Origin of the sequence: Cohnella sp. CFH 77786 (genome assembly GCF_019400745.1) — a bacterium.
GTDB lineage: Bacteria > Bacillota > Bacilli > Paenibacillales > Paenibacillaceae > Cohnella.
On the sequence record NZ_WJIB01000002.1, the window covers coordinates 297,264 to 318,849 of the forward strand.

Consider the following 21,586-nt stretch of genomic DNA (forward strand, 5'->3'; position numbering starts at 1 on the left):
GCGCATGAGAACGATCGCGGTGTTTCGCCTGTCCAGGAAGCTTAACCGTTCCTTCGCGACCAGTCTTTTTCTGTTCGTCCTGCTTGCCGTATTCGGCGCTTTCAGCGCGCTGCCGCTCCTCTATGCGGTGAACAACGCGTTCAAGCCGCTGGACGAATTATTCGTTTTCCCGCCCCGCTTTTTCGTCAACAACCCGACGTGGGACAATTTCTACGATCTCGTATCCTTGATGGGAAATTCGTGGGTACCGCTGTCCCGGTATATCGCGAATACGCTGCTCATTACGATCGTCGGGACGGCGGGACATATCCTGCTGGCGTCCGCCGCGGCTTACCCGCTGGCGAAATACCGATTCCCGGGCTCCAGAACGCTCTTCTCCATCGTCGTCCTGTCTCTCATGTTCTCCGGGCACGTCACGGCGATCCCGAATTACATGGTGATGTCCTGGCTCGGTTGGATCAACACGCTGACTTCCATCATCGTGCCGTCTCTCGCTTTCCCGTTGGGACTTTTCCTCATGAAGCAGTTCATGGAGCAAATTCCGGACGCCTTGCTGGAGGCCGCCAAAATCGACGGAGCCAGCGAATACCGGATATACTGGACGATCGTCATGCCTAACGTGAAGCCGGCCTGGCTGACGCTCATGATCTTGCAATTTCCGTTCCTGTGGGGGAGCGACGGGGGCAGCTTCATTTACAGCGAGAATTTAAAGACGCTTCACTACGCGCTCGGCCAGATCACGCTGGGGGGGATCGCCCGCGCCGGCGTCGGAGCGGCGGTGGCGCTCATCCTGATGGTCGTTCCCATCACGCTCTTCATCATCTCCCAGAGCAGCGTCATCCAGACGATGGCGACTTCCGGGATGAAAGATTAGAAGGGATGCGTGCGCGATGCTGAACAGGTTACGAAGAGCGGGGATGTACGTCATCACGGCGGCCGTCTGCTTGCTGGGCATGGGTGCAGGAGGTTCGGCTGTCCGGGCGGATGCGGGGGATACGTCCTACCAGTATTCTTACTGGGGGGAGACGGTCGCTTCGCCCGCGGCGTATCTCGCGGAGACGATATGGAACGGCGAACGTCTCGGCGTCGGGGCGTTCAAGGCGCCGAGCGACATGCACGTAACGGCGGATCGACAGATCTACGTGCTGGATACCGGCCATCATCGCGTCGTCGTTCTGGATCAGGAGTTCAAGCCCGTCCGGATCATCGATTCCTTCGACCGGGATGGGCAGCCCGAAACCTTCAACAATCCGCAAGGGCTGTTCGTCACGGATGACAAGCATCTGTATGTTGCCGATACGGGGAACCTGCGGGTCGTCCATCTGGATCCGGACGGCAAGCTGGTCCAGGTCGTCGATTCGCCGCAGTCCGAGCTGCTGCAAGCGAACTTCCAGTTCCAGCCGGTCCGGGTTGTCGTAGACAAGGCACGGCGGATTTACGTCATGGCCGCCGGCGTGTTCGACGGCTTCATGGAATTCAGCGCGGACGGGGCGTTCACGTCTTTCATCGGCGCCAACCGCGTTTCCTTCCATCCGATCGATTATTTCTGGAAGATGCTGTCGACTCGGGCTCAGCGAAGCCAGATGGTCATGTTCACGCCGACGGAGTTCACGAACCTGGATATCGATGCCGAGGGATTTATTTACGCCACCAACGGCGAATCGCGGGACAGCGTGAAAAAGCTCAACGCGCGAGGCAACGATATTCTGAGGAGAAACGGATATTTTCCTCCGGAAGGCGATATTCGCTTCACCATCACTGGCGGTCCAACCCGGCTGGTCGACATCGACGTCGGGGACAGCGAGATGTATTCCATCCTGGACGCAAGCAAGGGCCGGGTCTTCACGTACAACGGCGATGGCTATCTCCTGTACGTGTTCGGCGGTCTCGGCCATCAATTAGGCAAGTTCGATACGCCGGCAGCGATTGAGCGGCTGGGTGACGATTTCCTGGTCTTGGATAAGGCATTGGGGGAAGTGACGGTATTCCGAACGACGGATTACGGCCGGACGATCAACGAAGCGGTCAGAAGCTATGATCGAGGCGATGATGAAAAGGCCGATCGGCTGTTCCGGAAGACGGTCAACGACAACGCGAATATGGAATTCGCCTATGCGGGGATCGGGAAAGCGCTGCTTCGGAAAGGCGAATATGCCGAGGCGATGAAATATTTCAAGCTCAGCATGGACCAGCGGAATTATTCGAAGGCATTCCTGCTCTACCGCAAGCAAGTGCTGCGGGAACGTTTTCCCGCGATCTTGACCGGGATTGTCGTGCTGGCCGCCTGCGCTTTCCTGTGGAGAAAATACCGGAGAATGAGGAGGGGAAAGAAGGTTGCCGCCACTCAGCAGAGAGCAGTTTAAGTTTCCATTCTATCTCATCGTGCATCCCTATAACGGCTATTGGGAGTTGAAATACGACCGAAGCCGGAGGAGCAGCTTGGCCCTCTCCTTCGTCATTCTGTTCTTCCTGGCCGTCACCAACATCTTGCAGAACGAGTACAGCGGGTTTGCCGTCCGGATCGTAAATCCGGACTCTATCAACAGCATCATGGAAATCGTGTATGTATTCGTCCCGGTGCTGTTCTGGTGCGTCGCGAATTGGTCGCTCACGACGCTGATGGACGGGGAAGGAAAATTCGCCGAGATTTTCGCGTCCACCTGTTTTGCGATGATCCCGCTCGTCCTCGTGAATTTCCCGTGGATATGGCTGAGCAACGTCATTTCGATGCAGGAGGCTGCATTTTATCGGTTTTCCAGCCATGCCGCCGTCCTATGGAGCTTGTATCTGCTCTTCGTCGGCAATATGACGGTGCACCAATTTACGCCGCTCAAGACGGTCTGGACGATGCTGCTGACTGTCGTCGCAATGGGTTTTCTCGCCTTCCTGGGCTTGTTGTTCTTCAGTCTTGTCCAGCAAATCGTCGCCTTCGTCGCGACCCTATACCAAGAAATCGACTTGAGGCGCTAAGGAAGGAGGCATCGAAATGAGGAAGGCCCGTCACGTCCTGCTCGCGGCGATCCTTCTGGCCGGGATCGCGGCCGCAGGTTGCTCGGATTCCCGTTCGGGCAATCCATCGCAAGGGGCTGCGGAGGCCGCCGTCGCTTTCACGCCGGGAAAGCCGATCCGCGCTTCCTTCTCCGACCCGCGCGTGGAAGGCATGAAAGGGGTCGCCGAGAACGAACGGCTGCGCCTGTTCGCGGACGATCAGACAGGCGCGATTGCCGTGCTGCACAAACAAAGCGGGGAAATATGGTACAGCAACCCGCCCGACCGCGATTCGGATCCGCTCGCCGCAGGGGTGAACAAAGACTTATTGTCGGCGCAGCTCAAGATCGATTTCTACAACCATTTCGGACAGCTCAATTCGATCGATTCTTATACGGACAGCGTCGTACACAAGCAGATCAAGGCGGAGCCCATTCCAAGCGGCGTCAGGGTGACCTATCAATTCGGCAAAGCAGAGAAATCGGCGGACGATCTGCCCGTGAAGCTGAGCAAAGCCCGTTTCGAAGAACTATCGGGCAAACTCGATAACACAGGAAAACGCGCGTTAACGATCGCTTATAAGGAGGATGCGGAACAATCGGTATACGAGCGAAACGACAGCGCGCTGCAAGGACTTCAGCTCGAGCGGGCGATCAAAGCGCTGGAGGATGCCGGCTATACGGAAGAAGATCGGAAGAAGGATATGGCCGAACTTCACCTGGACCAGACGAAACCCGAGCCCCGCATCTTCCTGGCATCGATCGAATACACCTTGGATGCCGGCAGTCTCGTCGCCACGGTTCCGGCGTCCGGTATCCATTATCCGTCGGACTATCCCGTGTACAGCATCTCGCTCCTGAGCTACTTCGGCGCGGAAGGGAAGGGGACGAAGGGCTCCTTGTTCGTTCCGGACGGATCCGGGGCGCTGATTCACTATCATAACGGCAAAACCGAGTACCCGGCTTACCAGCAGCCCGTCTACGGATCGGATCTGACGATCGAGCGAACCGAAGACGCCGCGAGGGAAGAGACGGTCAGGCTTCCGGTATTCGGAAGCATACGGGAAGGCGCGGCCTTTCTCGGCATCATTGAAGAGGGCGCGCCGGCCGCGGTCATTCATGCGGATGTCGGCGGCAGACTGAACAGCTATAACTACGTCTACCCCAGCTTCTATGTGATCCGGAAAGATCAGGTCACCTTGGATGCGAACGGACAGCAGAGGTCCGTGCCGAAGTTCCAGGAAGATCCGATGAAGACGGACTTTACGGTCCGTTACGCCTTTCTGACCGGTACGGACGCTTCGCATGCGGGAATGGCGAAGTTTTACCGGCAATATTTGATCGACCGCGGCGGCCTTCCCGGGCCGAATGCGGATCGAGGCCGGGAGCAGGACGTCCCGTTCTATCTGCAGCTGATCGGAAGCATCGATAAAAAGAAACGCGCGATCGGCATCCCCTATCGGGCGCTCGAGCCCCTTACGACGTTCGACCAGGCGCAAACGATCGTCACGCAAGCGCTGCAGCGCGATATCCGCAACATCAGGCTTCAATATGCCGGCTGGTTCAACGGCGGTCTTAACCACCGGGTTCCCAACCGCGTCTCGGTCGACGAGGCGATCGGCGGCAGCAGAGGGCTGATCGATTTCGTCTCGTTCGCGCGGGACAAAGGAATCGGTTTTTATCCGGACGCTTCCATTCTGACGGTCCATACCGGGAAGGGCTTCAAGGAGTCGAAAGACGCTTCCCGCACCCTCAGAAGCGTACCGGCCGAGCTGTACCCGCTAGACCTGGCCTTGAATCGGCGCGACAGAAGCCGGTCGCCTTCCTACGTCGCATCGCCCAGGCTCGTGAGCGGCTATGCGGACGCCTTGTTGAAGGGGCTTGGGCGTTACCGGTCCGAAGCCATATCGCTTCGTGATCTCGCCGATCAATTAAACAGCGATTTCCGGAAGCGCAAGCAGATCGACCGGACGGAGTCGGAGAGGATTTCCATCGAAGCGCTCCGGAAGATGCAGGACGAAGGCTTGAAGATCATGGGAAACGGGGGCAATGCTTATGCGCTTCCTTATCTGACGGACATTACGAATGCGCCGATGTCGGGCAGCAGGTTCAAGCTCGAGGATGAAGAAATTCCTTTCTATCAGATGGTCGTGCGCGGGTTCATCGACTACACGGGAGCGCCGTACAATCTATCCGCCTACACCGATGTCAGGCAATATGTGTTGAAATGTCTGGAGTACGGATCGGGCGTGTACTTCGCGTGGATCTATGAGCCGAACCATAGGGTGAAAGATTCCGATTTCAACGACCTGTATGCCGTCCATTACGCGCAATGGCTGGACCAGGCCGCGGACGTTTACCGGGAAGTGAACGGAGTGCTGCGCAACGTTCGGAACGAGCCGATCGTGGCGCATGAGAAGCTGAGAGAAGGCGCGTTCAGAACGGTCTACGGGAACGGAGCGTATATCATCGTGAATTATAACCGTTTTCCGATACAGGTTGACGGTAAGCGGATTGAAGCCGAAAGTTATGCAACGGGCGGTGAAGCTTCATGAAATCGCATCTCCAATTCGGCCTGAGACCGCGGACTTATGCGGAGAAGAAAGCTTTATGGGGCTTTGTATGCGTATTGCCGTGGCTGCTCGGTTTCCTTTTCTTTTTCTTCGTGCCCTTGCTGACATCCTTGCGGTACAGCTTCAGCTCGGTGGATGCCAGCGCGCAAGGCGTGACCGTCCGATTCGTCGGGTGGAGTCATTACGCGGAAGCGCTCACGATCAACACCAGCTTCAACCGCACGTTGTTCGAATCGATCGCGAACATGGTCGTCAACGTGCCGCTTATCGTCATTTTCAGCTTGTTTCTGGCCGTACTGCTGAATCAGAAATTCATCGGAAGAACCGCCGCGCGGGCGATCTTCTTCCTGCCGGTCATTCTGGCATCCGGCATCATCATGAGACTGGACAGCACCAGCCTGGTGCAGGCGATCAACGAGGCGAACGCAGGCGCCAATATCATGAATACGTTCACCAGCTACGAATTGGCCGGGATGATGATGGAAGCCGGCGTCAGCGAAACGGTCGTCGATTATCTTACGGGCGCCGTCGACCGGATCTACCAGATCGTCAGCCAATCGGGCGTGCAGATTCTGATTTTCCTGGCTGGTATCCAGACGATATCTCCGCAGCTGTACGAGGCTTCGAAGATGGAGGGGGCAACCGGATACGAAGCGTTCTGGAAGATCACCTTTCCGATGGTCAGCCCGCTCATTCTGGTCAACGTCGTCTACTCGATCATCGACGCGTTCTCGACGAATGCCATGACGGAGCTGATCCGGGATACGGGATTCAAATCGTTCAACTTCGGGCTGAGCTCGGCGATGGCCTGGATTTATTTCCTGGCGGTTTCCGTGATCCTGCTGATCAGTACCTTCGTGATTTCGAGGAAGGTCTTCTACCATGATTAAAGGGAGGCGGATGGATTGCTGATATCCCGATGGCTATCGATCGAAGTCTGGAAGAGGCGGTTGTGGTCGTTCGCGCGGCTCGTTCTGATTGCGGGATTGTCCTTCGTGATCCTGTACCCGATTCTCCGGAAAATCGCGACCGCGATCAAAGACAGAACCGATCTGTACTCGCCGATCGTCGTTTGGATACCCGAGCATTTTTCGCTGGATAATTTCCGGAAGGCTATCGAAATCATGAGCTATTGGGAGACGCTGGGCAACACGTTTGCCTTGTCCGCGATGACGACGATCCTGACCGCGATGTCATGCGCTTTGGCGGGGTACGGATTCGCCCGGTTGAAATTCAGGGGAAGCGGCCTGCTGTTCGGAGGCGTGGTGCTGACCATTCTGGTTCCTCCCACGACGATTCTCATTCCCGTGTATTTGAATTTGAAGGACTTCACCTTAATGGGCCTAGTGCCGCTGCTTACGGGGAAGTCGGTCAATTTGCTGAACTCGTATTGGCCATTTATTCTGACGTCCATGACGGCCATCTCGCTGAAGGCGGGACTGTATATTTTTATCTTCCGGCAATTTTTCAGGGGAATTCCGAAGGAGGTGGAGGAAGCCGCTTATATCGACGGCGCCGGCGTCGGCAAGACGTTTACGCGGATCATGCTGCCTAACGCGCTGCCCGCGATCATTACCGTGCTGCTCTTCTCCTTCGTTTGGCAGTGGAACGACAGCTTCTACACGACGACTTACCTGACCTCCAGCAAAGTGATGTCGATTCAATTGTCGTCCCTGCCGTACAATCTGGCCATTCTGCTGACGGACGGCGTGAACTCCAGGGCGGATCCGTTCTATATGAGCATGGTGCAGGATACGGGCATTCTGCTGGCGATTCTGCCGCTTATCATTATCTATATCTTCGTTCAGCGTTACTTCGTGGAAAGCATTGAACGGACGGGGATTGTCGGGTGATGCGGAGGATAAGGCCGACTGTCGTCTTGTGCGGGATCTTCTTGGCGTGCGCAGCGTGTTCGCTGCCGAGCGGACCGGAACCGAGCGGGCAACCAACCGGGCAATCGACCGGGCAATCGACCGGGCAATCTTCTCCGGATCGTGCGGCCGAGGCAACGGAAAAAGCGCCGCAGCCATCGGTGCAGACGGATATTCCGTCTTTGGCGGAAACCTATAAGGATGACTTTCCGATCGGGGCGGCCATCGAGCCGTACCAGGCAAGCGGCTTGACGGCCGAGCTGCTGAAGAAGCATGTGAACTGGCTGGTCGCGGAGAACGCCATGAAGCCGGATGCGGTTCATCCGGCCGAAGACCGGTACGAATGGAGGAACGCCGACAAGATTGTCCAATTCGCCAAAGCGAACGGCATGAAGGTGCGCTTCCACACCCTTGTCTGGCATAGTCAGGTAGGGGCTTGGTTCTTCAAGGACCCCGAGGGCCGGCCGATGGCGGAAGAGACCGATCCGAAGAAGCGGGAGGCCAATAAGAAGCTGCTATTGGAGCGGCTCGAAACGCATGTTCGCACGATCGTCGGCAGGTACAAGGACGATATCCGGTCGTGGGACGTCGTGAACGAGGTCGTCGAACCCGGCGATCCGGACGGCATGCGGGCCAGCGATTGGTACAAGATTGCCGGGACCGATTATATCGAGACCGCATTCCGCGCCGCGCGCGAAGCGGGAGGGCCGGACGTCAAGCTGTACATCAACGACTATAGCACGGACGATCCGAGAAAACGCGACCGTCTATACGCACTGGTGAAGGCGATGCTGGACAAGGGCGTGCCGATCGACGGCGTCGGGCATCAGACGCATATCGGCATCTACGGACCCTCCGTTGTCAATATCATAGATTCGATGAAGAAGTTCAGCCAGCTCGGTCTGGACAATCTGGTGACCGAGCTGGATATGAGCATCTACGCCTGGAATGACCGCAGCGATTACGGAGACAACATCCCGGCGAGCATCCTGCAGACGCAAGCCGACCGGTACCGCGAGCTGTTCGGCGCCTTCAAGGCGAACAAGAACCTCCTCGGCGGCGTCGTGTTCTGGGGCATCGCGGACGACCATACATGGCTGAATCATTTCCCTGTGCCGAATCGCACGGACGCGCCGCTCTTGTTCGACCGGCAATTGCAGCCAAAGCCGGCTTTCTGGGCTGTGGTTGATCGGAAATCCATGATAAAACAAAGTCAAAGCGTTCGAGACGTTCGAATCCGATTTGCTGGACGATCTGATTCCCTTTATTGAATCGAACTACCCGGTTTGGAAAACGACTTGTATCATTTTTCCAGGCTTTATTTTTCAATAATTGTTAACCCAAAAGACGACCCTTCCCGGATGTGAAGCTGCGTAAGCAGCGACGTCATCCGAGAAGGGTCGTTTGTATTTGAGCCATTTCGTCGCCGCGCGGCGGGAAGAAACGTCTGCTAAGTGATGACCAATGTATCATTTTAAGTAGTTTATGAGTAACATTTAAGCGGTATTTCCATGAAAACGATTTCGTTATAATCAATACAAAATACCCGTAGGAGTGGTTATAGAGATGTCGATATTGCAGGGTGGGGGAGTAAGATGAAAGCGAATCCACACCATCACGTTTACACCCCAGTGTCGAAGAAGCGGTTTCATCTCGGAGACAAGTATCAATTATTCCTTATGGCATTACCTTTTCTGCTGCTCGTCTTTGTGTTTTCTTATTTGCCGTTGTACGGCTGGATTTATGCTTTTTACGATTACAGGCCGGCTCTTCCGCTGTCCCAGAACGAGTTTGTAGGCTTTCGCTGGTTTACTTCGTTGGTGTCAAACGAGTTCCAGAGGGAGGAAGTCTTCAGGGTCATGCGAAACACGTTCGCGATCAGCACGCTTGGCCTTCTGACTTCGGTTCTTCCGGTCATCTTCGCGATTTTCCTTACGGAAATAAAGAACGCGCCGTTCAAGAAAATCGTACAGACGCTTACAACGCTGCCGAACTTTATCAGTTGGGTGCTGGTGTACTCCTTCGCCTTCATGTTGTTTTCTGTTGACAACGGTTTTCTGAACAATTTGCTGATAAACATGAATGTAATTGATCAGCCGCTGAATGTGCTGGGATCGGACAACCATACATGGTTGTCCATGACTTTGTGGGGCGTATGGAAGGGACTCGGTTGGGGGGCGATCTTGTACATTGCCGCGATTACCGGGATCGACCCGGAATTGTATGAGGCGGCAAGAGTGGACGGAGCAAACCGCTACCGACTGATGTGGCACGTGACGGTTCCCGGGATTATACCGACATTCTTCGTGCTGCTTGTATTGGGGATCGCGAATTTCATCAATAGCGGATTTGAGCAATATTTTGTGTTCAAGAACGCGATCAACATGGAGCATATCGAAGTGCTTGATCTATACGTATACAACATCGGAATAGAAAACAACAACTTCGGGTTCGCGACAGCGGTCAGCATTCTGAAATCGATTGTCAGTTTGATCTTGCTGTTTGCAGCTAACAGCATGTCGAAGTTGGTTCGCGGCGAAGGCGTCATTTAAGTCTTAGTAGGAAGAGGAGCCGACATGGGGAAGAATAGTAAGATTTCGATGTTTGACGTATGTAACTATACGATATTTGCTTTGTTTACTTTGGCCTGTTTCTTTCCGTTCTATTATTTGTTCATCAATACCATCAGCAATAACGACTTGAGCAGCAGAGGACTTGTCATGTACTTCCCGAAGGGCTTTCATTTGACCAACTATATACAGGTGTTCAAAATCCCAGGACTGGCCGATGCCACGATCGTTTCCATAGGACGCACTGTGATCGGCACGGTGTTGACTGTGGCCGCATCGGGTTTTCTAGGGTACCTGTTCTCGAAGCCCACCATGTGGGGACGCAAATTCTGGTACCGATTCCTGATCGCCACGATGTATTTTAATGCCGGCTTGATTCCTTGGTTCCTGATCATGCTTAAGCTCGGCATGGTTAACAATTTCCTGGCTTATATCGTACCCGGAATCGTTTCGCCGTTCTTCATCATCTTGGTCAAGACGTTCATCGAGTCGACGCCGATCTCCCTGCAGGAATCGGCGCAAATCGACGGAGCTGGCCATATGACCATCTTCTGGAAAATTGTGATGCCTTTGATCACGCCGGTTCTGGCCACGATTGCCATCTTCTCTGCCATCGGTCAATGGAACTCGATTCAGGACACCGTGTTCCTGATCACGGATTCGAAGTTGTTTACGCTGCAATTTATTCTGTACCGCTATTTTCAAACTGCGACATCGCTGGCATCCCTGTTACAAGCCGGGGGAGGAAGTGTGAACTTGGCCACTATACAGACGGCCACTTCGATTCGGACGACGGTCTCGATGGTTGTCGTCATCCCGATCTTGCTCGTCTACCCTTTCTTCCAACGATACTATGTCAAAGGTATGATGATCGGGGCCGTGAAGGGTTGACCCCGGAGCTCTCTAAGGAGGTGAGGCGGGCCGCTGTACGCTTAAAATTGCCAAGTGGGCGTCAGCATACTTTTCTTGGCGGCAGAGGATATGAAGGTTTTTTTGTTGGATGATGACAAGGAGGGTAACAAAAACATGACAAGAAGAAAAAAATGGACAGCTTCTGCTGTCGCGATGATCGCCTTGCTTGTATTTATGTCCGCATGCAGCAGCTCCAAGGGAGGCAGCACGGCGAGTAATTCACCGAGCAGCACGGCGAGCAGCGCGGCGTCGGAAGGAACGGACGATCCTTCGAAGCAACCGGAAATCACGCTGGATGTTTTCTCGAACCTGGCCAACTATACCGGTGAGCAAACCGGTTGGTTCGCGAAAGTGGTTAAAGATAAATTTAATATCAAATTGAACATTATCTCCGGCGGACAGCAAAAAGCTTCTACGCTGCTGGCCTCTGGCGATTTGGGCGACATCGCGGTCGCTATCGGCGGAGATGATTATAAGGATGCCATCAAAGCCGGCTTGTTGCTGGATTGGAAGAAGGACGGTCTGCTTGACAAATACGGCAAGGACCTTCTGGAGAATGCCGGCAAGTCGCTCGAAGCCAACAGCAAGCAGTTCGGCGGCGGCACGGCGATTTACGGCGTCGGTAATAGTGTAGGCAGCGGCGACGGCCCGAGCGATGGCGCCAGAACGACGTTCGGTCCGATGCTTCGCTGGGACCTGTACCAGAAGCTGGGAAGTCCGGAAATCAAGACGTTTGAAGACTATCTTCCCATCGTCAAAAAAATGCAGGAGCTTAGTCCGAAGAGTGATTCCGGCAAGCCTACTTACGGGTTCTCGCTGTGGTCGGACTGGGATGGCGTTATGTCTGTGAACGCGAAGGTCACGGCTCAGTTTTATGGGTATAACGAAGGGGACGGCTTCAATACTGCCGATATCATGATGACGAAGGCCGATGAAGCGAAATGGATCGGCCTGCTCGACGACGACGGCTACTACCTGAGAGGCTTGAAATTCTTCTTCGAAGCGAATAAGATGGGGCTGCTGGATCCGGACTCCTTGACGCAGAAGTTTCCCGATGTGATCAATAAGTACAAGGACGGACAAGTTCTCTTCGCCCAATTCCCTTGGCTTACCGATAGCTACAACACCACAGAGAATACGAGCCAAGGCAAAGGCTTCGCGTTCGTACCGTTCACCGAAGAGAAAATGACTTCCAGCGGATATAACCCTTATGGCAGCCAATATTTATGGTCCATTGGGTCGAAGACCAAATATCCGGAGCGCGTGATGCAATTCTTGAACTGGCTGTACTCGCCGGAGGGCGCTCAGATCGCCGCCGCAGGTCCGAAGGGTGTGATCTGGGATATCGTGGATGGCAAGCCTGCCTTGACCGAATTCGGATACAAAGCAGTTACCAACTCCGTCGATATGCCTGCCGAATACGGCGGCGGGAAGTTCACGGACGGAGGTTTCCAAGCCAACAACGCAACGATCAACAAGTCAATGATCAATCCGGAAACCGGTGAACCATACGATTACAGCATGTGGTCCTCCTATCTGAACCACGATCCGGACCCGGTCACGAAGAGCTGGCGGGAAGCTATGGGAGCAATGACGATGAAAGACTACGTTGTCAAAAACAACATAGTGGCCGTACAGCCTGCGTACTTTAGCGAAGAAGCTCCGGTGGCGGAACCGGCCGATATCAAGCAGAAGAAAGCTGAAATGGGCAAAGTCATCAAGGAATTCTCCTGGAAGATGATGTTCGCGAAGACGGATGATGAGTTTGCCAAATTAAAAGAGCAAATGATTTCGAAAGCCAAAGGCCTGGGTTACGACGATGTGCTGAAGTGGCAAGTCGAGAATTACGAAAAAACGGTCGGTGCGGCTTTGAAGAAGTAATTTTAACAAGAAATGAGCTTCGTGAACATCCAAATTCCGTGAGCGCAATTGGCTCACGGAATTTTATTATTCGTATTAGAAAACCCGCAGTTCGACGTTCGACTGGGGGTTCAGGGAAGCTTATGACTCAAACGTGCTTTGCATTGATTCGTGGTGCATGGAAGTAATTCGTAGTTCTTGATAGAATAAATATGACGATGGTCAGGTAATAAATTTGTACGCGAGGAGATAACACAATGGCAAAAAACAAATTACTAAGAATGGACAATGTTGGCATCGTTGTAGAATCCCTTGACGACGCAATCTCTTTCTTCCAGGAGATTGGCTTGAAGCTCGAAGGGCGAGCTATTGTCGAAGGTGAATGGGCTGGTCGTGACGTTTAAAAGAAAACTTAACTGAAATTTACATTACTTTCAAGCGCTGCGTTCCTTATTGTTAAATATTCCTTCATTCAGAAAGGTATTATGCAATTGAAGAAAAATATTGTATTTGCAGCGTCAACCTTCCTCATTATTCTTCTACTCCTTATCCTTCCGAATACATCATTGTTCGAAGCTCGAATCGAAAATTTTGTCCTGATGCTTCTGCTCTATATTTTCCTTTATTTCTTCATCCGGATTGCTATCGGCCATGTGTGGCTAACCGGAATTTTATTAGGCTTTGTTTCTCCAATTGCAACATTGATGATTGGGGTCATTATGGGCGGTATGCTGTGGGAGAATACTGGACTTCCGGATGAGATCATCTACGCCATTTACTTACTGCCTTCTTTTTTCACAGTTCTCTACTGCCCATGGTATATAGTCAAAGCGAAAGAAAGTATCAAGAGCAATCACTTACAATATAGATGGCAAACAGATTCCCAGATTGAACAAGCCGTCACAGATCAAATCAAAATGATCGTTTTCTTCACTACACCGTTATTTTTGATTGTCATTTTTGTAGGAAATATCATTTTGGAATACTCGAAGATTCCCGATTTGGATCTAAAATTTGAGCAGTTTTTTTTCCCGGTTTTGATTTCTGTCGGCTTACTCCGTGGTCTGGTGGAATGGATAACGTATCGTGCAAAGTATGCGGCAAATGATTGAGGGCCCGTTAGTTATTATGCAATGGCTCAAATAACGAGGCTGCCGGTCAATGGATCGGCAGCCTTATTAAATCATACGATGCGTCAAAGGTTGACCGAAAATCGGCCATAATAATCACGAAAGCGGCAGTCCGGGGCGCATTCCGCCAAGGCTGCCGTTTTTGTGATCAGAATAAACCGGGTGCAGGCCATGAACGCCGGATCTTTAAAAATGACAACGGTTTCTTAAAAATGTTGGCTTATGGGCGTGAGGTCATAACAAGTAGACTGGAATACGACAGTCGATTTATGGAAGCGCTTCAATTCGTTGAATGATCGGAAGGCAGGTGTCTGGGTGCATACTCAAGCATACGGCAGAAGAAGAGTGTCAATCAGGAAATTTCTCTACATCCTTCCATTCATGGTGTTGCTCGCGACCTTCGCTTATTACCCGCTTTACGGATGGGTTTATGCCTTTTTCGACTACATGCCGCCGACGCCTTTGTCCCATTCGCCGTTTGTCGGTCTCAAGTGGTTTCGTTCCTTGGTCGAGAACCCGGTCAAGGTCAATCAACTGCTTCAGGTGATCAAGAACACGTTCGGGATCAGCGGCTTGTATCTGTTATTCTCTTGGCTTCCCATGATTTTCGCGGTCTTTCTGAGCGAGATCAAAGCCATGCGTTTCCGGAGGATCGTGCAGACGGTCACCACCTTGCCGAACTTTATCAGTTGGGTATTGGTCTATTCGCTGGCCTTCTCCATGTTCTCCAGCGAAGGCATGGTGAACGGCCTTCTCAAGCAGTTGGGGCTGATCGATTCTCCGGTGTTGTTCCTTCAAAACTCCGAACATGTCTGGATCACGATGTGGATGTGGCAGACCTGGAAGACGCTGGGGTGGGCGGCCATCTTGTATATCGCCGCGATTACGGGAATCGACGAATCTCTCTATGAGGCGGCCCGCGTAGACGGTGCGACTAGAATGCAGGCGATTCGGCATGTCACCTTGCCCAGCTTGCTGCCGACCTATTTCGTTCTGGTGATGCTGCAGATCGCGAGCTTCCTGAATAACGGCATGGAGCAATATTTCGTGTTCCAAAATGCGTTTAACAAAGATTCCATCCAGGTTCTGGACCTGTACGTCTACAACTTGGCCATGGGGGGCGGCAGCTACTCGGTCTCCGTGGCGATCAGCATGCTGAAGAGCTTGATCAGCGTCGTGCTTCTCTTTTCCGTAAACGGGCTGTCTAAATTAATACGAGGAGAGAGCATCGTATGACGTTCGGCACGACCGACAAAACCATTTCCGTTCTGACCTATACCCTGTTTGCCTTGTTCGCACTGATGTGCGTATATCCGTTTTACTACATCATCATCAACACGATAAGCGCCAACGACATCAGCGCGCGAGGAGAGATTATCTTCTACCCGCGGCACATCCATTTCCAGAATTACTTGGATGTGTTCAAAATACCGGGGCTGTGGAACGCCACCCTGATTTCGCTGGAAAGAACTTTGTTGGGAACGTTGCTGACGGTAGGGGCTTCCGCATTCCTTGGATTCATGTTTACCCAGGAAGACATGTGGGGCAGAAGATTTTGGTATCGCTTTACGATCCTCACGATGTTTTTCAATGCCGGGATCATTCCCTGGTATCTCACCATGAGAACGCTGCACCTGACCAACAATTTTCTAGCCTATGTTCTGCCGGCCATCGTGGCCCCGTTTTTTATCATTTTGGTAAAAACTTTCGTGGAATCGACGCCGAAGGAATTGCAGCAGGCGGCAAGCATCGATGGGGCCGGGCTCTTGACCCTGTTTTTCCGGATCATCTTGCCCATAAGCAAGCCCATATTGGCCACGGTTGCCATATTCGCGGCAGTGGATCAATGGAACTCCTTTCAGGATACGTTGCTTCTGGTGACGGACAGCAAGCTGTTCAGCTTACAGTTCATTCTGTACAACTACATGAATCAGGCAAGTTCGTTATCCACGATGGTAAATCTGCAAAATGCCGGTTCAACCGCCATGGCCAGTTTGGCAACCAAGCAAACCACCACATCCATCCGCATGACGGTTACGATCATCGTGGTGGCTCCCATCCTGTTGGTTTATCCGATTTTCCAAAGATTCTTTGTAAAAGGGATTATGATCGGTGCGGTAAAAGGTTGATCTGCACCATTATAATAAAAAACATTCTATGGGGGATTGCGAATGAGTAAGCGTAATCTTGCGGTAAAGAGAGCGACATGTCTGTTGTTTGCCTGCCTCTTTCTGGTGTCGGCGGCGCTGACCGGATGTCAAAGCTCATCTCCAAACAAGGAAGCTTCGTCGGCTCCATCAGGATCCAGCCCAGCGGCATCCCAAGGCGATTCGGCGATCGACCACAGCAAACCGCTGACCATTACCGTTTACGACAACGCGGCCAATTACCAGGGAGAGCAGACAGGGTGGTATGGAAAGCTTCTTAAGGACAAGTTCAACATTACGCTCAACATTCTTGCGCCGCAGGTGGCCGGCGACCAGCTATACAAGACAAGGACGGCAGCCGGGGATCTGGGAGACCTCTTGATCATCGATAACAGCCAATTGGAGGAATTGATTCCGGCCGGACTGATCATGGATATCACGGATAAGGTCAAAAATACGAAATACTTGTCCCAATACGTAGACAATCATTTCAAGCCTTTCAATGCGGGATTTGACAAGGTGAATCCGGATGGCAAGATCTATGCGATGCCGACCTTCGAGGCGGATACTTCGCCAACGACTTACTCCGAGGATACGCCTTACTCCAGCCCGCTTATGCCATGGGATTATTACAAGGGAGTCGGAGCTCCCAAGCTGAACAATCTGAACGATCTTCTGAACGTATTGAAGCAAATGCAGCAGAAGTATCCCAAGACGCCGGACGGCAAAACAATCGTTCCGATCACCTTATGGAAGGATTGGGACGGCGGCACCGGCGCCATGGAAAACGTTCGCTGGCTCAGCAACTGGTACGGCTACGAGAAGCCTGACGGCACAACGACGATTCAGTTGAACGCGAAGGGCGATATCGTTCCGATCATTGACGACAACAGCATGTACAAGAAGATACTGCAATTCCTGTTTACCGCCAATCAGATGGGGCTGGTCGACCCCGACTCCGCTTCGCAGGATTGGAACAAGGTGGCCGAGAAGCTGACCAACAAGCAAGTTCTTCTCTTGTGGTATTCCTGGCAGAGAGGTTTTTACAATACCATCGAGAGAGGGAAGAATGGCGACGGCAATGTCGCGGTTCCGATCGCGGACACGCATCTCATTCAGACCAGCGACGCTTATTACGGGAACGGAAGGGTGTTCGCCATCGGTTCGAAAGCCAAAGATCCGGATCGGATCATGGAATTCCTGGATTGGTACGTATCTCCGGAAGGCCTTCGTTACTATACGAACGGATTCGAAGGTTTTAACTACGAAAGGACGCCCGAAGGCAAGTTTAAGCTGACCGAAGTCGGACAGACTGCCTTCCAGAAAAATACGCCGGTTCCGGATCAGTACGGAGGAGGAGGATACCAGGACGGACAGAGCAAAATCAACAGCATGATCATGAGCGATTTCGTCGTCGACCCGGATACGGGAGAATTCTACAACAGCAATTACTGGAGCTCGACAATAGAAGCGAACAAGACCGCCCTGACTATGGATTGGCAGAATACATTCGGCGCAAAGAACGCCACGGACTACTACTTGAAGAACAACATGATCGATATCGTGCCGAATATCAATACCAGCCTCGGAAGCGATTCGTCCGACATTAAAAACGAGCGCAGCCAAATCTCGGACTATGTGAAGAACGCGTCCTGGAAGATGGTATTCGCCAAAGACCAAGCGGAATTCGATTCGCTGTGGGCCAAGATGAAGACCGACGTGGTCGGACTCGGCTGGAACGATGTCGTTGCCGCGGATACGGCCAAAGCCCAAAAAATCGTGAAAATGCGCGCCGAGGCGATGGCGAGCAAATAAAACCGATACTCAACATCGATCACTCGCAAAGGGCCTGCCTCCGTTACCCGGTTGCAGGCTCTTGCTTTTCGCGACCTTAAAAAATGACAACGCTTTCTAAGGATTGTTGGCTTATGGGCAAAGGGCCTCACCATGTAGACTGGAAATAAGGGAGGCACGCGCATGGAATGGAATACGGCACCCGCGAATGTCAGGTCAACAAACGGACGCCAAGCACTCTTTTGGAAGCGGTTCAAAAAGCAGAAGCTGCTCCACCTCTTCGTCGGGCTCGGCATCGTTTTTTTGCTCATCTTCTCCTATTCGCCGATGTTCGGGATTTTGATGGCGTTCAAGGATTATTCGATTTCCACCGGTATTCAAGGGATTTTCACCAGCGAATGGGTCGGATTGGATCATTTCAAGGAATTCGTGAACGACTACCAGTTCGGAACCATCGTCCGAAACACGCTCATGTTGAGCTTTCTTAAAGTGTTGTTTACGTTTCCGGCTCCGATTCTGCTGGCGATCTTGCTGAACGAAGCGAAAAACTTGCGGTTCAAACGGTTCGTCCAGACGGTCAGCTACTTGCCGCACTTCATCTCGTGGGTCGTCGTGGTCGGAATCTCCTTCTCCTTCTTCTCCGTTGACATCGGAGTCGTGAACAAGGCGCTGATGGGGCTCGGAATCATCGACAAACCGCTGGCCATCCTGACGAGTCCGAACTATTTCTGGGGGCTGTCCGTCGGAAGCGCCGTATGGAAGGAAATGGGCTGGTGGACGATTATTTTCCTGGCCGCCATCGCGGGCATCAACCCTTCCCTTTATGAAGCGGCGGAAATGGACGGGGCAGGAAGACTGGCGCGCATTCGCCATATCACGTTCCCCGGGATGAAAGGAACGATCGTCGTGGTCCTTATTCTGACGATCGGGAGCATTCTCGGCGGAGGGCTCGTCGGCTCGAATTTCGAACAAGCTTTCCTGTTCGGCAACACCATTAACAATCCGACCTCGGAGATCGTGCAGACTTACGCGTTCAAGGTCGGCTTGAAGGACGGGCGGTTCTCCTATGCGGCGGCCATCGACTTGATTCAATCCGTCATCTCCGTCATCTTGATCTTCTCCAGCAATTTCATCGCCAAGAGGGCGTCGGGTTCCAGCTTATTCTAGAAAAAGGAGGGTTCGGCGTTGCCGTTCAGCCAAAGACGGAAAGACCGGATCATGGATACCGCGGTTCACCTCGTATTGTTCGTCATCATGCTGTCGATGCTTTATCCGTTCTATTACGTTCTGATCCTCTCGCTCAACAAGGGGACCGATTCGCTTCTTGGCGGCATCTATGTATGGCCGCGCCATGTCACGTTCGAGAACTACGCCCAGTTCCTGAACGATCCGAACTGGTATCAAGCGTTCCTGGTGACGGTGCTCCGAACGGTAACGGGAACCGTGCTGGGCGTCCTGCTTACTTGTCTCGTGGCTTACGGACTCTCGCATCGGGATCTGTTGCTTCGCAAATTGTATTTCACGATCATCATTTTCGCGATGTACTTCTCGGGAGGGCTCATTCCTTACTACGTGGTGCTGCGTGCGCTCGGTCTGCTCAATACGTTCGGCGTCTATATTATCCCTTCCATGCTCAGCACGTTTTTTCTGCTGATCGCCCTTTCGTTCTTCCGCGAAATCCCCGGAGAACTGAAGGAGTCGGCGCATCTCGACGGGGCGAACGAATTCGTCATTTTCTGCCGGATCATCCTTCCCGTCTCGATGCCGCTGCTCGCCACCATGGCGCTGTTCATGGGCGTCGGCCAATGGAACTCCTGGCTGGACTCCGCTTACTTCGTGCAATCGGACGGCTTGCGGACGCTCGCGTTCCGAATGATGGAGGTCATCAACAAGAGCAACATGCCGCTCGATGCCGTCGCCGTCGCGAACAGCGCGTCGGCGGGCGTCACGAGCTATTCGCTGCAAGTTGCGGCGATGGTGATTTCCGTCGCGCCGATCGTTTGCGTTTACCCGTTCCTGCAGAAGTACTTCATCCAAGGAATCATGCTGGGCTCCATCAAGGGTTGAAAAATCATCATGATATTAAAGCGCAAGTTGCTTTAATATACAAATCAATCGACGGAGGGGTTAGATTGAACCGATTAGTCCTCAAAAGGCTGTATTCATCGCTGGTTGTCGTGCTCGTATTGGCGTTGTTATCCGCATGCAGCAAGAGCAATGGCGGCGGCAACCAAGGGACACCCGAAGCATCGCCATCGGCTGCCGGCAGCGAACCGGCTTCCCACGGCAAAGATCCGGTAGAACTGTCCTTGTTTATCGACGCGCCATGGTATCCGGTTAAGGAGTGGAAAGGCCCGGTTGCGGACAAGATCACCGAGAAAACGGGCGTCAAGCTGAAAGTGACCATCGCGACGGACGATAAGCAGCTTCCGCTCATGATCGCTTCCGGAGACCTCCCGGACCTCGTGTTCACGTATGCCAACGTCGACCGTCTGTCGGATTCGAAGCTTTCCTACCCCTGGAACGAACTGATCGCCAATTATGCTCCGGATTTTAAAATCGACAAGACGAGAATCGCCATCCACACGATGGACGACGGCAACTTCTACACGGTTCGGAATGCCTTCGCGACGCAGGAGGAAATGGCCCAAAATAAATACTCTTTAGGCAACGACGGAAATCCCGGCATCGCGGTGCGGGAGGATATCCTGAAGGAACTCGGCAACCCGCCGCTCCGGACGCTGGACGATTTCGTGAAGGTTCTGGGCAGGGTCAAGGAGAAGTATCCCGACATGATCCCGCTTACGATGGACAAGGACTGGATGGAGCAATATTTCCTGCAGCAATCCGGCGTTGAAGGCCTCTTGGACGGCTGGTACGAACGGGACGGCAAAGTGGATTACGTCCTCCGGCAGCCGGAGACGCTCGAGTACTTCAAATTCATGAACAGCCTTTACCGCAGCGGCTTCATTCTGGCGGAAAATTTCGCATACACGAACGATCAGATCGACGACCAGTACGCGACGAGCGGCAAAGCGTTCGCGCACAGCCATACGGTAAGCGTAGCGGACTCGGACAACATCAAAGTCAAAAACAACGGCGGATCGTTCACGTTCAAATTGCTGCCCAGCGCCCTGTCGGACAAAACGGTATCCGTCAGCTCGGGGCTCGGCTTTGCCGGCACGTTCATCACGAAAAACAATAAAGATCCGGAAGCGTCGATCAAATTCATCCAGTACCTGGCGAGCGAAGAAGGCAAGAAACTGACCATGTTCGGCGTCGAGGGGGTGCATTGGACGTGGAACGACGAGGGGTATCCGAACTTGAAATACGATCCGAGCGATTCCGATTTCGTGAACGGCAACGGCATCAAGTGGTGGTACCTGTACAATGACGGCGTAACGGAAGGCATGCTGTCCTACGTTCCCGGCACGCAGAAAACGCAGGCTTTGATGGAGCGGAAAGCCTTCACGGTCTACAAGCCGGCGCTCGGCTTGATCCAGACCCAGCCGGATTCCCCGGAAAAGACGCTCAAGACGAAGATCGACGAAATGGTGAAAAACGAGAAGGTCAAAATCTACTTGGCGAAATCCGAAGAGGAAGCCGTCGCGAATTATAACAACATGCTCAAGAACGCCGAGAAGTTGGGCTTGCAGAAACTGGTCGACTGGGCGAACGAAACGTACCAGAAGAAGAAGGATTTATTTCAATAAAGTCGAAAATCCGGTAGGGGCGCTGCGCG

Annotated in this window: 17 protein-coding genes and 1 pseudogene; all 18 read left to right on the forward strand. The window is 53.0% G+C overall.

All coding sequences use genetic code 11. From position 1 onward, the window contains the following. The first annotated feature begins 4 nt into the window (after positions 1-4). Positions 5-874 (forward strand): carbohydrate ABC transporter permease, encoded by an 870-nt coding sequence (locus tag GE107_RS04145; protein ID WP_219638223.1) that lies wholly within the window; start codon positions 5-7, stop codon positions 872-874. Between the two features lie 16 nt (positions 875-890). Then, entirely contained in the window at positions 891-2,363 is a 1,473-nt protein-coding gene (locus GE107_RS04150; protein WP_219638224.1) for an NHL repeat-containing protein, read from the forward strand. Continuing rightward, a complete protein-coding gene (locus tag GE107_RS04155; RefSeq protein WP_219638225.1) occupies positions 2,335-2,970 on the forward strand; it encodes a Yip1 family protein in 636 nt (211 codons plus the stop codon). Before GE107_RS04150 ends, GE107_RS04155 begins: the two co-directional genes overlap by 29 nt. A 16-nt stretch (positions 2,971-2,986) precedes the next feature. Continuing rightward, positions 2,987-5,542, forward strand: a complete 2,556-nt coding sequence (locus GE107_RS04160) for a DUF5696 domain-containing protein (RefSeq protein WP_219638226.1) — start codon at positions 2,987-2,989, stop codon at positions 5,540-5,542. Further along, on the forward strand, positions 5,539-6,450 hold the full coding sequence (locus GE107_RS04165) for a carbohydrate ABC transporter permease (RefSeq protein WP_219638227.1): 912 nt from the start codon (positions 5,539-5,541) through the stop codon (positions 6,448-6,450). The genes GE107_RS04160 and GE107_RS04165 overlap by 4 nt, the downstream gene beginning before the upstream one ends. Positions 6,451-6,465: 15 nt before the next feature. After that, positions 6,466-7,413, forward strand: a complete 948-nt coding sequence (locus GE107_RS04170; RefSeq protein WP_219638228.1) for a carbohydrate ABC transporter permease — start codon at positions 6,466-6,468, stop codon at positions 7,411-7,413. Continuing rightward, positions 7,413-8,702, forward strand: a complete 1,290-nt coding sequence (locus tag GE107_RS04175) for an endo-1,4-beta-xylanase (RefSeq protein WP_219638229.1) — start codon at positions 7,413-7,415, stop codon at positions 8,700-8,702. The genes GE107_RS04170 and GE107_RS04175 overlap by 1 nt, the downstream gene beginning before the upstream one ends. A 324-nt stretch (positions 8,703-9,026) precedes the next feature. Continuing rightward, entirely contained in the window at positions 9,027-9,983 is a 957-nt protein-coding gene (locus GE107_RS04180; protein WP_255570171.1) for an ABC transporter permease, read from the forward strand. A gap of 24 nt (positions 9,984-10,007) precedes the next feature. Then, positions 10,008-10,892, forward strand: coding sequence for a carbohydrate ABC transporter permease (locus GE107_RS04185; RefSeq protein ID WP_219638230.1), 885 nt, complete (start codon positions 10,008-10,010; stop codon positions 10,890-10,892). Positions 10,893-11,027: 135 nt separating this feature from the next. Beyond that, complete coding sequence (locus GE107_RS04190) at positions 11,028-12,794, forward strand: type 2 periplasmic-binding domain-containing protein (RefSeq protein ID WP_255570172.1); 1,767 nt, start codon at positions 11,028-11,030, stop codon at positions 12,792-12,794. Positions 12,795-13,030: 236 nt separating this feature from the next. Then, positions 13,031-13,168, forward strand: a pseudogene (locus GE107_RS04195) (VOC family protein); the annotation flags it as partial. A gap of 90 nt (positions 13,169-13,258) precedes the next feature. Then, on the forward strand, positions 13,259-13,885 hold the full coding sequence (locus GE107_RS04200; protein WP_219638231.1) for a hypothetical protein: 627 nt from the start codon (positions 13,259-13,261) through the stop codon (positions 13,883-13,885). 363 nt (positions 13,886-14,248) lie between these two features. Then, entirely contained in the window at positions 14,249-15,139 is an 891-nt protein-coding gene (locus GE107_RS04205; protein WP_370636237.1) for an ABC transporter permease subunit, read from the forward strand. Then, positions 15,136-16,032, forward strand: a complete 897-nt coding sequence (locus GE107_RS04210) for a carbohydrate ABC transporter permease (RefSeq protein ID WP_219638232.1) — start codon at positions 15,136-15,138, stop codon at positions 16,030-16,032. Before GE107_RS04205 ends, GE107_RS04210 begins: the two co-directional genes overlap by 4 nt. A 42-nt stretch (positions 16,033-16,074) precedes the next feature. Further along, positions 16,075-17,865, forward strand: coding sequence for a type 2 periplasmic-binding domain-containing protein (locus tag GE107_RS04215; RefSeq protein ID WP_219638233.1), 1,791 nt, complete (start codon positions 16,075-16,077; stop codon positions 17,863-17,865). 162 nt (positions 17,866-18,027) lie between these two features. After that, positions 18,028-19,011 (forward strand): ABC transporter permease, encoded by a 984-nt coding sequence (locus GE107_RS04220; RefSeq protein WP_219638234.1) that lies wholly within the window; start codon positions 18,028-18,030, stop codon positions 19,009-19,011. A gap of 18 nt (positions 19,012-19,029) precedes the next feature. Continuing rightward, the gene (locus GE107_RS04225; protein WP_255570173.1) at positions 19,030-19,911 is read left to right on the forward strand and encodes a carbohydrate ABC transporter permease; all 882 of its coding nucleotides are present in this window, start codon (positions 19,030-19,032) and stop codon (positions 19,909-19,911) included. Between the two features lie 65 nt (positions 19,912-19,976). Next, complete coding sequence (locus GE107_RS04230; protein ID WP_219638235.1) at positions 19,977-21,557, forward strand: extracellular solute-binding protein; 1,581 nt, start codon at positions 19,977-19,979, stop codon at positions 21,555-21,557. Positions 21,558-21,586 lie beyond the last annotated feature (29 nt).

Excerpts from the sequence above, each read along its gene's own strand:
- GE107_RS04145 (WP_219638223.1), top strand. The coding sequence starts at position 5 with ATGAGAACGATCGCGGTGTTTCGCCTGTCCAGGAAGCTTAACCGTTCC.
- GE107_RS04150 (WP_219638224.1), top strand. The coding sequence starts at position 891 with ATGCTGAACAGGTTACGAAGAGCGGGGATGTACGTCATCACGGCGGCC.
- GE107_RS04160 (WP_219638226.1), top strand. The coding sequence starts at position 2,987 with ATGAGGAAGGCCCGTCACGTCCTGCTCGCGGCGATCCTTCTGGCCGGG.
- GE107_RS04165 (WP_219638227.1), top strand. The coding sequence starts at position 5,539 with ATGAAATCGCATCTCCAATTCGGCCTGAGACCGCGGACTTATGCGGAG.
- GE107_RS04175 (WP_219638229.1), top strand. The coding sequence starts at position 7,413 with ATGCGGAGGATAAGGCCGACTGTCGTCTTGTGCGGGATCTTCTTGGCG.
- GE107_RS04180 (WP_255570171.1), top strand. The coding sequence starts at position 9,027 with ATGAAAGCGAATCCACACCATCACGTTTACACCCCAGTGTCGAAGAAG.
- GE107_RS04185 (WP_219638230.1), top strand. The coding sequence starts at position 10,008 with ATGGGGAAGAATAGTAAGATTTCGATGTTTGACGTATGTAACTATACG.
- GE107_RS04190 (WP_255570172.1), top strand. The coding sequence starts at position 11,028 with ATGACAAGAAGAAAAAAATGGACAGCTTCTGCTGTCGCGATGATCGCC.
- GE107_RS04200 (WP_219638231.1), top strand. The coding sequence starts at position 13,259 with ATGCAATTGAAGAAAAATATTGTATTTGCAGCGTCAACCTTCCTCATT.
- GE107_RS04210 (WP_219638232.1), top strand. The coding sequence starts at position 15,136 with ATGACGTTCGGCACGACCGACAAAACCATTTCCGTTCTGACCTATACC.
- GE107_RS04215 (WP_219638233.1), top strand. The coding sequence starts at position 16,075 with ATGAGTAAGCGTAATCTTGCGGTAAAGAGAGCGACATGTCTGTTGTTT.
- GE107_RS04220 (WP_219638234.1), top strand. The coding sequence starts at position 18,028 with ATGGAATGGAATACGGCACCCGCGAATGTCAGGTCAACAAACGGACGC.